The organism is Paraburkholderia sp. CI2 (assembly GCF_014201055.1).
Classification (GTDB): Bacteria; Pseudomonadota; Gammaproteobacteria; order Burkholderiales; family Burkholderiaceae; genus Paraburkholderia; species Paraburkholderia tuberum.
The window spans coordinates 1-13,352 of the sequence record NZ_JACHDL010000018.1 but is presented as its reverse complement, the minus strand read 5'-3'; the positions used below and the strand labels follow the sequence as shown (position 1 = coordinate 13,352).

Here is a 13,352-nt window from a genome sequence, read left to right as displayed (position 1 = left end):
AAGTAACAGGCCAGCATCATGTTCCATCTGATTTTCTCCTCACTCGACAGCTTCGTTTCAGCCGCGCAGACGTGGCTGTACGTCGACGTGGTGCAGCCGCTGCTGTTCCGGTTCGATCTGATGGACTACGACGAGGACACCTACGACAGCCTGTACTGGGTCATCGTCGGTGTGCTCGAGGTGCTCGCGATGTACGCGATCCTGCGTCCGCTCGAGGCGCTGCGCCCGGTCGAGCAATGGGAGAACCGCAAGGCCGTGCGCGTCGACGTGCTGTACACGTGGATCGCCAAGCTCGGCATTCTGAACCTGTTCTTTTTCTTCGCGCTGCAACCGTTCTTCGACAACGTGCAAGGCTGGCTGCGGCTGCACGGCATCGCGAACCTGAATTTCGACAACCTGTGGCCCGGCGTGACCACGCAGCCGCTCGTCACGTTCGTCATGTATCTGCTCGTACTCGATTTCGCCGGCTACTGGTATCACCGCTGGCAGCACCGCTTCGGCGTGTGGTGGGAGCTGCATGCGGTACACCATAGTCAGCGGCAGATGTCGCTGTGGTCCGACGATCGCAACCATCTGCTCGACGACCTGCTGCAGGCGTCGTTCTTCGCGATGATCGCGCTCGCAATCGGTGTGCCGCCGTCGCAGTTCGTCGTGCTGGTTGCGATCACGAATCTCGCGCAAAGCGTGCAGCACGCGAACATCCGCCTGTATTACGGCTGGCTCGGCGAGCGGCTGCTCGTCAGCCCGGCGTTCCACCGCCGTCACCACGCGATCGGGTACGGTCACGAAGGGCTCAATTACGGTTGCAATTTCGGCGTGCTGTTCCCGTGGTGGGACATGTTGTTCCGCAGCGTGTCGTGGAGCCGCGACATTGAGCCGACCGGTATCAGCGATCAGCTCGAAGGCCGCCGCTATGGCGATGGATTCTGGGCGCAGCACTGGTTCGCCTTCGTGCGCATCGCGCATCGCCTCGTATCGAAGCGCCGCGCACCCGGCAACGACACCGCTGCCGTTTGAGTCGGTTCAGAGTCCGTTCTGAGTCCATTGCGGATCCATTCGAGCGCGCACTCCGCCGCGCTGCTCACTTCCGCCGGCCGCGCGTCCCTTGGTTTATGCTGTGCACGTTCGAGCGCACCCTCCAGTGCCCCAGCATGCCTGGCCCGGGCGCGGCGCGATTCTCCCGTCCATCGTTTCGTTCGCAGGCACTGGCTCGCATGAATGATCTGTTGCGCTCGTTTGGGCGCGCACTCGCAAGCGCGTTGCATCCGCGCATGCTCTGGCTGACCTTCAAACCGTTTATCGTCGCGACGGTCGGCTGGGGCGTACTCCTGTGGTTCTTCTGGCAGACGCTGACCGGCGCGACCCGCACCTGGCTCGACGACTGGTCCTTCACCGCCACGTTTTATCATCTGTTCGACGTGCTCGGGTTTTCGACGCTGCACGCGGTCATCGCGCCGTTCATCGTGATTGCGATGGCGATCCCGCTGATCGTCGTCACGGTGCTGCTGCTGATCGCCATGCTGTCGATGCCGGCCGTGATCCGCTTTCTCGCGGCCCGCCAGTTCGCCGGGCTGGAGATGCGCCACGGCGGAACGTGGTACGGTAGCCTCGGTCAGGCGCTCTGGACCACGCTGCTGTGTCTGGCGCTGCTGATCGTCACGTTGCCGCTGTGGCTCGTGCCGCCGTTCTTCGCGTTGATTCCGCCGCTGCTGTGGGGATGGCTCACGTATCGCGTGATGACCTACGACGCGCTCTCGTTGCATGCGACGCGCGACGAGCGGCGCGAACTGGTGCGGCGCCACCGGCTGCCGTTGCTGCTGATCGGTATCGTGAGCGGCCTGCTAGGTTCGCTGCCGACGCTGTTGTGGGCGTCGTCGGTATGGCTGATTGTGCTGTTCCCGGTGATCACGACGGTGACGATCTGGATTTACGCGTTCATCCTCGTGTTCTCGGCGCTATGGTTCGGCAACTACTGCCTGCGCGCGCTGCAGCGCATGCGGGCGGAAGCGCCTGGTGGCGCGCGCGAGGTCGCGCCGGTTCCCTATTGATCAAACGAAAGAGGCGGCAATGGCATTTGGCGTCATCATCATCGGCGATGAAATCCTGTCGGGCAGACGCGTCGACAAGCATCTGCCGAAGGTCATCGAGTTGCTCCGCGGGCGCGGGCTGTCGCTCGGCTGGGCGGAGTACATCGGCGACGATCCGGAGCGCATCACGGCGACGCTGCGGCGCACGTTCGCGTCGGGCGACATCGTGTTCTCGACGGGCGGTATCGGTGCGACACCGGACGACCACACGCGCCAGTGCGCGGCGGCCGCGCTCGGCGTGCCGCTCGAGTTGCATCCGGAAGCCGCGAAGCTGATTCAGGAGCGTATCCGCGACATGTATCCGGCGAACTCGCCGGCGCCGCTCGATCTGAACTCGCCCGAGAACCGGCATCGCCTGAATATGGGCACGTACCCGCAGGGCGCCGACATCATTCCGAACGGCTACAACAAGATTCCGGGCTTTTCGATCCGCCAACACCATTTCGTGCCGGGTTTCCCGGTGATGGCCTGGCCGATGATCGAGTGGGTGCTCGACACGCAGTACGCGCATCTGCATCACACGACGCCGCACGCTGAAAAATCGCTGCTGGTGTTCGAGTTGCCGGAGTCGCGCGTGACGCCGCTGATGGAGAAAATCGAGCGCGATTTTCCGGGCGTGCGGGTGTTCAGCCTGCCGAGCGTCGGGGATGCGGAGCGCGGCGGCGTGTATGCGCGGCATCACATCGATCTGGGTGTGAAGGGTGAACCGGAAGCCGTCGCCGCGGCGTTCGTGAAACTGCGAGAGGGAGTGCATCTGCTCGGTGGCGATATCGTCGAGCCTGAAGCGGCGGCGGCAGCGGCGGCAGCGGCCACGGGTAAGCCGTGAAGCTGAGCGGGCCCTCAATACGATTCAGGTAAGTAGTCAGGACACGGCTGCGCTTGACGAAGTTTTATACGGCGTTCTATCACGCGCGGTGGGCGCCGAGCGTATTCAGCGATTCCGACGGCCAATATATCGGCTTCGACCAGCAGGTCCATACGGTTAGCGCGGGCCACGCGGCGCAGTACACCAGCTTTTCGGGCTGGGACATCTATCGCTCGCTGATTGCGCTCAAAGCCACGCTGTTTCCTCAGGAAACCAGCGATATGGCGCAGTCGCTAGTCAACGATGCGGATCAGTGCGGCGCGATTCCGCATTGGGTCAACGACACCGTCGAGGATGGCGTGATGCCCGGCGACGCCGGCTCGCTGATCGTGGCGGGCGCCTATGCATTCGGCGCGCGAGCGTTCGATACCTCGGGCGCGCTGAAGCACATGATCAAGATGGCCAACGCTCCCGGAACGGCGTGCAATGGCGTGACCACGAACGGCGGCCGTGCCAGTTATCTGCCGTTCGGCTACATCACGAATGGCGAATGGGGGCAGGCATCGTCGACGCTCGAATACGCGAGCAGCGATTTCGCCATTTCGCAGATTGCCGGCCAACTGGGCAATTCAACGATCCAGAAGATGCTGCTGAGCCGCTCGGCCTATTGGCAGAACCTGCTTAACGCGTCGCTGCCGCCGCCTCTGATCGGCGCGCGCAACTCGGACGGAAGCTGGATTGCACAGACGCAGAGCAGCACCAACAACTATGTCGAAGGCAATGCCGGGCAGTACACGTGGATGGTGCCGTTCAACCCGGTCGGACCGTTTGCGCAACTGGGCGGCAACACGGCGGCGGTGTCGCGCCTGAACGCGTTCTTTACGGTGTTGAACGCGGGGATGAGTCTGCCCAATTTCTATATGGGCGACGAACCGACCTTCGAGGTGCCGTGGCTATATTGCCGTGGCTATATAACTGGGCGGGTTCGCCGTCGGGCACGCAGAACGTGGTCCAGCAGATCATGGCGAGCGCCTTCGGCACAGGGCCGAACGGTTTGCCCGGCAATGACGACCTCGGCGCGGTGTCGGGATGGTATGCGCCCGGTGCGCCCAGCGCGAAGTACGTGCAGAGCCTGAGCGTCAACGGTGCGGCCCACCATGGTTCGTGGCTCGACATCGAGGCGCTCGCCAGCGGCGCCACGCTGAACTTCGTGATGGGTTCGTCTCCCTCCCAGTGGGGGGACGAGCGCGGCGGACGCACCCCCTTCGTATCGGGTGCCGCTCGCGCGGAATGTGGCCGACGCATTCAACAACCACGGCATCGGCAGCGACGGCAGCAGCGATACCGATGGTCTGGGTGCGGACTTCGACGGCTCGCTGTTCAGCTACTCGTCGCAGGCCTTGACGGCGGCGGGCGCGGCGCCGGGCAAACCGTTCTCCTTCAATGGCGCGAGCTTCGTCTTGTCTGGCGGCCCGCTCGATAACGCGGTGGCGGTGGGGCAGACCATCGCGATGCCGCCGGGCAAGCTCGTGACGAGCATCACGCTGCCGAAACAGGTCAGCGCGGGCAAGTTGCACGTGTTCGGGATTTCGGCCGCGCCCTGAACACAATGGAGCGCCGCGCGCGCGGCGCTCGACAAAACAAGCGGTCCGCGCCTGAGGGTTAGGTTGGCGCGAACCGCGACATCGCAGTGTCACAACCCGCGCCGACGATGCAATCAATGCGTGGTCGGCGCGAACCGTTTCAATCGGCGTGCTTCAGCGCCGCGCCACGGGCTTCCGCCGATGCGGGCAGTGTGCCACGCGCCATCAGGCTCCGATCCACGGCAAGCCGCGAAAACACCATCCCGACACCGTCTTCCGATGCCCCTGGCCGTCCTTGTCGCCTTCGAAGCCTTCCAGCAGGTCATACGCCTTCGTGAAGCCGGCCTGGGTCGCGGCGATCGCGGCGAGCTTCGAGCGCGCGGCGCTGCGGCACAGGAACAGCACCGGCGTGTCGGGCGAGGCGACCTGCGCGAGTTGCTGCACGAACTCCTGATTGGGCACCGCGCCCGGATAGCGCGTCCATTCGACATGCGCGTATTGGCCATCACCGATCACCGGCCGGCCGACCCAGTCGAGCTCGGCGCGGGTACGCACGTCGACGAGACGCGTGCGCGGATCGAGTTCCAGCAGTTCGAACGCCTCGGCCGGCGATACCGCGCCCGCGTAGGGCAGTTGGTTCTCGGTGCGGCGGGCGTCCGCCTTCGCGTAAAGCTGTTCGAGCGTGCTCATGAGCGTCAATCTCCTTCGGACCAAATGATCATTCTAGCGCGCTGCAGGCAGCGCACAGACCTGTGTAGACTGGACGGCGCCGGGCAGTCGCGGGCGCCATCCCAACCTCGATGCGCAAATATGGTGCATTCTCTGCTGAATGCACCAACATGGTATGGATCGTCGTTTCCAAAGCGGTGAATGCGCGAAATTGGTGCGTTGCGATGCCTGCACGTTTGTTTGCGAGGCTGCTCGCGCCTCGTGCGTGGCCGGCAAACATAAGCGGCGCAATGTGTGCGCCGGATTGGCCCATCCGGGGTCCAGAGGTGGCACACTATCTGCTTTATTGGTGCCGATCGATTTATCCCGGCAGAATTTTCCGCCCGCGACGCCATATAAGTGGACGTGCCGGGATGGGTCAGCTAGATTGGGCGGCGGCTGAATCCGCCGAAATTGTTAATCAGGAGATAGGTTATGAGTAAATCCGTGGCCGACGTCATTCAACTCGTCAAGGACGAAGACGTCAAGTTTGTCGACTTCCGTTTCACCGACACGCGCGGCAAAGAACAACACGTTTCGGTGCCGGTGTCGGCATTCGATGAAGACAAGTTCGAAAGCGGCCATGCGTTTGACGGTTCGTCGATTGCCGGCTGGAAGGGCATCGAAGCATCGGACATGTTGCTGGTCCCGGACGCGAACACGGCCTTCATCGACCCGTTCTACGAAGAATCGACCCTCGTGCTGACCTGTGACGTCGTCGAACCGGCTGACGGCAAGGGCTACGAGCGCGACCCGCGCTCGCTCGCGAAGCGCGCCGAAGCGTACCTGAAGAGCTCGGGCCTCGGCGACACCGCGTACTTCGGTCCGGAACCGGAATTCTTCATTTTCGACTCGGTCCAGTGGAACACGGATCAGTCGGGCTGCTTCGTGAAGATCGGTTCGGAAGAAGCACCGTGGTCGTCGGCGAAGGAATTCGAAGGCGGCAACACCGGCCACCGTCCGGGCACCAAGGGCGGCTACTTCCCGGTCGCGCCGGTCGATTCGTTCCAGGACATCCGTTCGGAAATCTGTCTGCTGCTCGAACAGATCGGCATTCCGGTCGAAGTGCATCACCACGAAGTGGGGGGCATGGGCCAGAATGAAATCGGCACGAAGTTCTCGACGCTGGTGCAGCGCGCCGACTGGACGCAGCAACTGAAGTACATCATCCAAAACGTCGCGCACACGTACGGCAAGACGGCAACGTTCATGCCGAAGCCGGTCGTCGGCGATAACGGTTCGGGCATGCACGTTCACCAGTCGATCTGGAAGGACGGCACGAACCTGTTCGCAGGCAATGGCTACGCAGGTCTGTCGGAATTCGCGCTGTTCTACATCGGCGGTATCATCAAGCATGCTCGCGCGCTGAACGCGATCACGAATCCGGGTACGAACTCGTACAAGCGCCTCGTTCCGCACTTCGAAGCACCGGTCAAGCTCGCTTACTCGGCTCGCAACCGTTCGGCATCGATCCGTATTCCGCACGTGTCGAGCCCGAAGGGCCGCCGTATCGAAACGCGCTTCCCGGATCCGCTGGCGAACCCGTACCTGTGCTTCTCCGCGCTGATGATGGCGGGTCTGGACGGCGTGCAGAACAAGATTCACCCGGGCGAAGCCGCCGACAAGAACCTGTACGACCTGCCGCCGGAAGAGGATGCAAAGATCCCGACCGTGTGCGCGGGCCTCGACCAGGCTCTGGACTCGCTCGACGCGGACCGCGAGTTCCTGACGCGCGGCGGCGTGTTCACGGATGCGATGCTCGACGCGTACATCGAACTGAAGACGACGGAACTGCAGCGTTATCGTCAGTCGGTGCACCCGATCGAATTCGAGATGTACTACTCGCTGTAAGCGGCCATGGCGCTTCGCCCTTCACCCGGCGAAGCGCTTTGCCCGACGCTCGCGATCGGTCACGAAGGGACGGCGGCGCCGTCCCTTTTTCGTTAGACCGTACGCACGGCCGGCCGCGCGTGGGCAACACGGCATTCGGTGAAGCACAATAAAGCAGCACTCCTGATTTATCACCATCTCCTACCGGCCAGACTGCAAGATGGTTCTCAAGAATCTGATCAAGGCAAGGAAAGGACACGAACAGACGCTGTCGGACGACATGCAGCTCGTGAGTTCTGGCTTGCTGCCGGGCTTCGAGGCGCTGCCGACCGTCTTGCTGGTGCTCGAGAAGCGCACGCTGCGCGTCGCGTTTGCGAATCCGTCGGCGGAGTCGATGCTGGAGATGTCTCGCAAGCAACTCACGCAGATGGCGTGGCCAGACATCTTCTCGAACGCGGACGAACTGGTCGCGACGATCACCGCGATCGCCGCACACCGTTTTCACGCGACGCATCTGGACGCCGTGCTCGAGCGTCCCGGCCACGAGCCGCTGCACGTGCATGCGATCGTCGGTTTTCTGGAAGGCGCGCAGGACTACGTGTTGCTCGAACTGTTCGAGAACGAGCGGCATCTGCGCACCGACCGCGAAGAGCGCATCAACGACCTGACGGCCGTCAACAAGCATCTGATCCGCAATCTCGCGCACGAAATCAAGAATCCGCTGGGCGGCATTCGCGGCGCCGCGCAACTGCTCGAGTTCGAACTCGGCGAACGTCAGCGCGACGAGTTGCGCGAGTACACCCAGGTCATCATCAAGGAGTCGGACCGTCTGCAGACGCTGGTCGACCGCTTGCTCGAACCGCACCGGCATCCGCATATCGTCGGCGACGTGAATGTTCACGAGGTGTGCGAGCGCGTGCGTCAGGTGATTCTCGCGGAGTTTCCGCGCGGCCTGACGATCGAGCGCGACTACGACGTCAGCGTGCCGGATCTGCGCGGCGACAAGGAGCAACTGATCCAGGCGCTGCTGAACATCGTGCGCAATGCGGCCGAGGCGTTGCGCGAGCGGATCTCGCAGGGCGATGCGCGCATCGAATTGCGCACCCGCATCGCGCGCAAGGTCACGATTTCAAAACGCCTGTGCAAGCTGGCATTGGACTTGCATATCATCGACAACGGCCCAGGCATTCCCGAAGAGATTCGCGACCGCATTTTCTATCCGCTCGTGTCGGGGCGCGAGGACGGCAGCGGTCTCGGTCTCACGCTAGCGCAGACCTTCGTGCAGCAGCACGAAGGTCTGATCGAGGTGGACAGCCGGCCGGGCCATACCGAGTTTCAGATTCTGCTGCCGCTCGATCTCTAGATAACACAAGCACCTCAAGACTTCTGACCGACCTATATGAAGCCGATCTGGATAGTAGACGACGATCAATCAATTCGCTGGGTGCTCGAGAAAGCGCTGGCGCGCGAGAACTTCGCGACGCGCAGCTTCGCGAACGTGCGCGAAGCGTCGGCCGCGCTCGATCACGACAGCCCGCAGGTGCTGGTCTCCGATATCCGCATGCCTGGCGGCTCCGGGCTGGAGTTGCTGCAAACCGTACGCGACAAGGTGCCGGGCTTGCCGGTCATCATCATGACCGCGTTCTCGGATCTCGATAGCGCGGTCGCCGCATTCCAGGGCGGCGCGTTCGAGTATCTGGCGAAGCCGTTCGACGTCGACAAGGCCGTCGAGCTGATTCGCCGCGCGGTCGACGAAAGCATGCGCGGCGAGCAGACGTGGGACGACCGCGTCGCCGAAGCGCCCGAGATGCTCGGCCAGGCGCCCGCGATGCAGGACATGTTTCGCGCGATCGGCCGCCTGTCGCATTCGGCGGCCACCGTGCTCATTACCGGCGAATCAGGCACCGGGAAGGAACTGGTCGCGCGTGCGCTGCACCGACATAGCCCACGCGCGAACGGCCCCTTCATCGCGTTGAACACGGCCGCGATTCCGAAGGATTTGCTGGAGTCCGAACTGTTCGGTCATGAGCGCGGGGCGTTCACCGGCGCGCAGGCGATGCGCCAGGGACGCTTCGAGCAGGCCGAGAACGGCACGCTGTTTCTCGACGAAATCGGCGACATGCCGTTCGATCTGCAGACGCGTTTGTTGCGCGTGCTGTCGGACGGGCAGTTCTATCGCGTGGGCGGCCACAATCCGTTGCGCGCGAATGTGCGGGTGATCGCGGCGACGCACCAGAATCTCGAATCGCGCGTGCGGCAGGGACTGTTTCGCGAGGACCTGTATCACCGTCTGAACGTGATCCGTCTGCGCTTGCCCGCGTTGCGCGAGCGCAACGAGGATATCCCGCTGCTGACGCGGCATTTCCTGCAAAAGAGTGCGCGCGATCTCGGCGTCGAACCGAAGCGCGTGTCCGAGGAGGCGGTCGCGTATCTCGCGTCGCTGCCGTTTCCGGGCAACGTGCGGCAACTCGAGAACCTCGCGAACTGGCTCACGGTGATGGCGCCCGCGCAGACGATCGAAACCAAGGATCTGCCGCCCGATCTCGGTCCCGCGCATGGCGCCGGGAGCGAGCCTGGTGCGGGCGCCGCTGCCGGCGCGACGACGGATGGGACCGTGGCGACCCATGCGGGAATCGCGGGCGGCGTGCCGCTCGCTGGCACGAACGGCGGCGCGCTCGTGCATCCGGGTGGGGCGGCCGGTGCGTCGGTCGCCACCGCGCTGAGCGCATGGGAAGGCGGCTTGCGCACCGAAGTCGCGCGCATGCTGCGCGAAAACGCGGCCGACGTGATGGACGAACTCGCGCGCCGCTTCGAAGCGGCCGTGATCCGCGAGGCGCTCGACTTCACGCGCGGCCGCAAGGTCGAGGCGGCCGAGCGGCTCGGCATCGGGCGCAATACGATTACGCGCAAGATTCAGGAGCTCAATCTGGAGCCTTGACACGCTCGTTCTGAGCGATGCTGCACGGCAGGCGGGGGCGGCTCAGGCCGCCTTCGTCGTTGTTGCAGCGCGCCCCGCGGCAAACCGTCAACCACCGCGCACGAGGCATAATCAACGCTGTTCCGATCCAACAGCCGACGATGCCAGCTTCTTCAGCTTCTCCCGCCCCGTTCGAGTGGCCGCTTTCCCCCGATCCTTTCCTGTCGCTCGAAGAGCTGTACGACGCTGACGCACTCGCATGGGTCGACGCGCAGAATGCGCGCACCCGCGTGGCGTGGTGCAGCGGCGAGTCGTTCGACTCGCTCAGACGGCGGCTCGCCGATGCCTATCTGCCGCGCGAGCGTCCGGTGATTCCGGATCGCTGGAAGGACTGGGCCTACGATTTGTGGCAGGACGAGCGCAATCCGCGCGGTATCTGGCGACGCACCGTGTGGGCCGCATGGCGCAACGGCGCGCCGGTGTGGCAGAACCTGCTCGACTTCGACGCGCTCGGCGCGGCCGACGGCACGCCGTGGGTCTGCGTCGATCTCGATATCCTTTATCCGGACGGCGACCGCGCGCTAATCACGATGTCGCCGGGCGGTTCGGATGCGCTCGTCGTGCGCGAGTTCGATCTCGACGCGCGGCGTTTCGTCGACGATGGCTTCGCGATTGCGAAGGCGGGCAAGCACACGGTGTCGTGGATCGATCGCGATACGCTGTACGTCGGCTGGGACAATGGGCGCAAGACGCTGACGCGCTCCGGTTATCCGCGCGACGTGCGGCGCTGGACCCGCGGTACCGCGCTCGCCGATGCGCCCGTCGTGTTTCGCGGCGAGTTTGGCGACATCGGCGTGGAGGCGCATTACGATCCGGTCGATCGCCGGCATACGGTGACGAGCAGCGTCGACTTTTTCGATTCGCACACGTATTACCTCGACGACGCTAGCGACGCCTGGCATCGTTACGAAGTGCCATCGCACGTCGCGGTGGGGGCGTGGCAGGGCTGGCTGTTGCTCGAGCCGCGGCTCGATTGGGAATGCGAGTGGGACGGCAATCTCGCGCGCTATCCGGGCGGCGCGCTGCTCGCGATTCGCGAGGACGCGTTCCTGCGCGGCGAGCGCGACGTGACGCCGCTATTCACGCCGACGCCGCTGACCTCGGCCTGCGAGTGGTCGCATACGCGCCATCATCTGATCGTGTCGTATCTCGACGACGTGCGCGGCAAGACGCTGATCTGGACGCCGTCGCCGCGCGAGGACGGCACCTGGCAGTGGCGTGAGCGCGTGTTCGCGTCGCGCGGCGATGCGCAGGTCGACGTGTCGCCGGTCGAGTCGACACTGAACGACGAAGTGTTCGTCGACACCGACGATTATCTGCAACCGCCCGCCTACTGGCTCTCCGATCTCGCGTTCGAGGAGCCCGGCGAATGGGAGTTGCTCGACCGTTGGCCGACGCAGTTCGACGCGACGCGCGTTGCGGTGACGCGCGGACATGCGGTATCGGCCGATGGCACGCGCGTACCCTACACGGTGATTGGGCCGAAGGAAGCGCCGTCGTCGCCGGGCGATGAAAGCCCGCCGCGCCCATGTCTGCTGAGCGGCTACGGCGGCTTCGCGATTCCGCTGCTGCCGAGCTATCTGACGGGGCAGGGCATCGGCTGGCTCGAACGCGGCGGCGTGTACGTGGTCGCGCATATTCGCGGCGGCGGCGAGTTCGGTACGCGCTGGCACACGGCGGCGCAAGGCGAGCATCGCCAGCGCGCGTTCGATGATTTCATCGCGGTCGCCGAGGTGCTGATCGCGACCGGCGTGACGGGCGCCGCGCAGCTCGGCATTCAGGGCGGCAGCAACGGCGGTTTGCTCGTGGCCGCCTGCATGGTGCAGCGGCCGCAGCTATTCGGCGCGGTCGTCTGCGAGGTGCCGTTGCTCGATATGAGCCGCTATCACCTGCTGCATGCGGGCGCCTCGTGGATCGACGAGTACGGCGACCCCGACGAACCCGATGAAGCGCGTGCGCTCGCCGCGTATTCGCCGTATCACAACCTCGCGGCGGGTGTCGCGTATCCGCCGGTGCTATTCACGACGTCGACCGCCGACGATCGCGTGCATCCCGGCCATGCGCGCAAAATGGCCGCGCGCATGCAGGCGCTGGGCGCGCAGCACGTGTGGTATCGGGAGAATACGGAAGGCGGCCACGGCGGCTCCGATGAGTTGGAGCAGGCCGAGCATGATGCGATGGTGTTCGGGTTCTTGTGGGGTGTGCTGGGCGGCGCTTGAAGCAATAGGGACGCGAGGCAGCGCTGCCTCGTTTCGTCGCTGTATTCCGGATCAGCCCAGCTGCGCGAACACTGGCGCGTGATCCGACGGCTGCTCCCACTTGCGCGGCACCTTGTCGATGTCGCACGCCGAGCAGGTGTCGGCCAATGCCTTCGACAGCAGGATGTGATCGATGCGCAGTCCCGCGTTGCGACGGAACGCCATCATCCGGTAGTCCCACCACGAATAGATTTTTTCCTGCTGCTCGAACTGGCGGAACGCGTCGAGCAGGCCGAGGCCGATCAGCTGCACGAACGCCGCGCGTTCCTCGGGCGACACCAGATTCTGACCTTCCCATGCCTTCGGATCGTGCACGTCGCGATCGTCGGGCGCGATGTTGTAGTCGCCGAGCAAGGCGAGCTTCGGATGCAGCGTCATCTCGGTTGCGAGCCAGTCGTGCAGCGCGTCGAGCCAGCGCAGCTTGTACGCGAACTTGTCGGTGCCGGGCGCCTGGCCGTTGGGGAAATATGCGGAGATGATGCGCACGCCGTCGATGGTTGCCGCGATCACGCGCTGCTGCGGGTCCTCGAAACCGGGGATGTTGCGCACGATGCTGCTTTCGTCGACGTTCAAACCTTCGCGCACCAGAATGCCGACACCGTTATAGGTTTTCTGACCCGCGTACCAGCTTCGATAGCCGACCGCCTCGAGTTCGGCGCGCGGAAATTTTTCGTCGGGAAGCTTCAGTTCCTGCAGGCACAGCACGTCGGTGCCGCTGCTCGCGAGCCAGTCGATGACGTGTTGCTGGCGGACTTTGAGGGAGTTGACGTTCCAGGTGGCGATTTTCATCGGTTGCACAAGCTGTTGATTTTCAATAAATATTTGACTTGATGTGGTCGTGATATACGCATCGATATACTCATTTCACGAGTGGTGTTCCGTTACTCAGGAGTCACACGCCATGCCAGTCCGGCGTCGCAGCCTATATGATACGGCCTGTCACGCCGGGGGGCGCGGGTTCGAGTCCCGTCCACTCCGCCAGACAAAGCCCGTTCATGGGAACTTGAACGGGCTTTAATGAGATGGTCAGCCTGACCGAAACAGCCCGATCGGCTTACGCTGATCGGGCTGTTTCCTTATGGGAGATCGTCATGGACACCATCT

General features: G+C 64.0%; 9 protein-coding genes and 1 pseudogene. 8 read left to right on the top strand and 2 right to left on the bottom strand.

Translation table 11 applies throughout. From position 1 onward, the window contains the following. Positions 1 to 18 precede the first annotated feature (18 nt). The 4 genes and pseudogenes from HDG32_RS23080 to HDG32_RS23065 all read left to right on the top strand — a co-directional run. Entirely contained in the window at positions 19 to 1,017 is a 999-nt protein-coding gene (locus HDG32_RS23080; RefSeq protein WP_184070942.1) for a sterol desaturase family protein, read from the top strand. A gap of 197 nt (positions 1,018 to 1,214) precedes the next feature. Beyond that, positions 1,215 to 2,048: an EI24 domain-containing protein gene (locus HDG32_RS23075; RefSeq protein WP_184070940.1), complete on the top strand. Its 834-nt coding sequence runs from the start codon at positions 1,215 to 1,217 to the stop codon at positions 2,046 to 2,048. A 19-nt stretch (positions 2,049 to 2,067) separates the two neighbouring features. Then, positions 2,068 to 2,913, top strand: a complete 846-nt coding sequence (locus HDG32_RS23070; protein WP_184070938.1) for a molybdopterin-binding protein — start codon at positions 2,068 to 2,070, stop codon at positions 2,911 to 2,913. 13 nt (positions 2,914 to 2,926) lie between these two features. Beyond that, positions 2,927 to 4,439: pseudogene (locus HDG32_RS23065) on the top strand (glycoside hydrolase domain-containing protein); the annotation flags it as partial. Between the two features lie 261 nt (positions 4,440 to 4,700). Here the strand turns inward: HDG32_RS23065 and HDG32_RS23060 are convergent. Next, positions 4,701 to 5,165: a rhodanese-like domain-containing protein gene (locus HDG32_RS23060; protein WP_184022229.1), complete on the bottom strand. Its 465-nt coding sequence runs from the start codon at positions 5,163 to 5,165 to the stop codon at positions 4,701 to 4,703. Positions 5,166 to 5,618: 453 nt separating this feature from the next. Between HDG32_RS23060 and glnA the strand changes: the two genes are divergently transcribed. The 4 genes from glnA (at position 5,619) to HDG32_RS23040 (ending at position 12,209) form a co-directional block, all read left to right on the top strand. Beyond that, entirely contained in the window at positions 5,619 to 7,034 is a 1,416-nt protein-coding gene (glnA, locus tag HDG32_RS23055; RefSeq protein ID WP_184070936.1) for a type I glutamate--ammonia ligase, read from the top strand. 199 nt (positions 7,035 to 7,233) lie between these two features. Continuing rightward, positions 7,234 to 8,376: a nitrogen regulation protein NR(II) gene (glnL, locus tag HDG32_RS23050; protein ID WP_184070933.1), complete on the top strand. Its 1,143-nt coding sequence runs from the start codon at positions 7,234 to 7,236 to the stop codon at positions 8,374 to 8,376. 36 nt (positions 8,377 to 8,412) lie between these two features. Next, positions 8,413 to 9,951: a nitrogen regulation protein NR(I) gene (ntrC, locus tag HDG32_RS23045; RefSeq protein WP_184070931.1), complete on the top strand. Its 1,539-nt coding sequence runs from the start codon at positions 8,413 to 8,415 to the stop codon at positions 9,949 to 9,951. A 140-nt stretch (positions 9,952 to 10,091) separates the two neighbouring features. After that, on the top strand, positions 10,092 to 12,209 hold the full coding sequence (locus HDG32_RS23040; RefSeq protein ID WP_184070929.1) for a prolyl oligopeptidase family protein: 2,118 nt from the start codon (positions 10,092 to 10,094) through the stop codon (positions 12,207 to 12,209). A 51-nt stretch (positions 12,210 to 12,260) separates the two neighbouring features. Here the strand turns inward: HDG32_RS23040 and xth are convergent, their stop codons facing one another. Then, positions 12,261 to 13,037 (bottom strand): exodeoxyribonuclease III, encoded by a 777-nt coding sequence (gene xth, locus HDG32_RS23035; protein ID WP_184070927.1) that lies wholly within the window; start codon positions 13,035 to 13,037, stop codon positions 12,261 to 12,263. Positions 13,038 to 13,352 lie beyond the last annotated feature (315 nt).

Coding starts and splice junctions, on each gene's coding strand:
- HDG32_RS23060 (WP_184022229.1), bottom strand. CDS start 5,165: ATGAGCACGCTCGAACAGCTTTACGCGAAGGCGGACGCCCGCCGCACC.
- HDG32_RS23080 (WP_184070942.1), top strand. CDS start 19: ATGTTCCATCTGATTTTCTCCTCACTCGACAGCTTCGTTTCAGCCGCG.
- glnA (WP_184070936.1), top strand. CDS start 5,619: ATGAGTAAATCCGTGGCCGACGTCATTCAACTCGTCAAGGACGAAGAC.
- ntrC (WP_184070931.1), top strand. CDS start 8,413: ATGAAGCCGATCTGGATAGTAGACGACGATCAATCAATTCGCTGGGTG.
- HDG32_RS23070 (WP_184070938.1), top strand. CDS start 2,068: ATGGCATTTGGCGTCATCATCATCGGCGATGAAATCCTGTCGGGCAGA.
- HDG32_RS23040 (WP_184070929.1), top strand. CDS start 10,092: ATGCCAGCTTCTTCAGCTTCTCCCGCCCCGTTCGAGTGGCCGCTTTCC.
- xth (WP_184070927.1), bottom strand. CDS start 13,037: ATGAAAATCGCCACCTGGAACGTCAACTCCCTCAAAGTCCGCCAGCAA.
- HDG32_RS23075 (WP_184070940.1), top strand. CDS start 1,215: ATGAATGATCTGTTGCGCTCGTTTGGGCGCGCACTCGCAAGCGCGTTG.
- glnL (WP_184070933.1), top strand. CDS start 7,234: ATGGTTCTCAAGAATCTGATCAAGGCAAGGAAAGGACACGAACAGACG.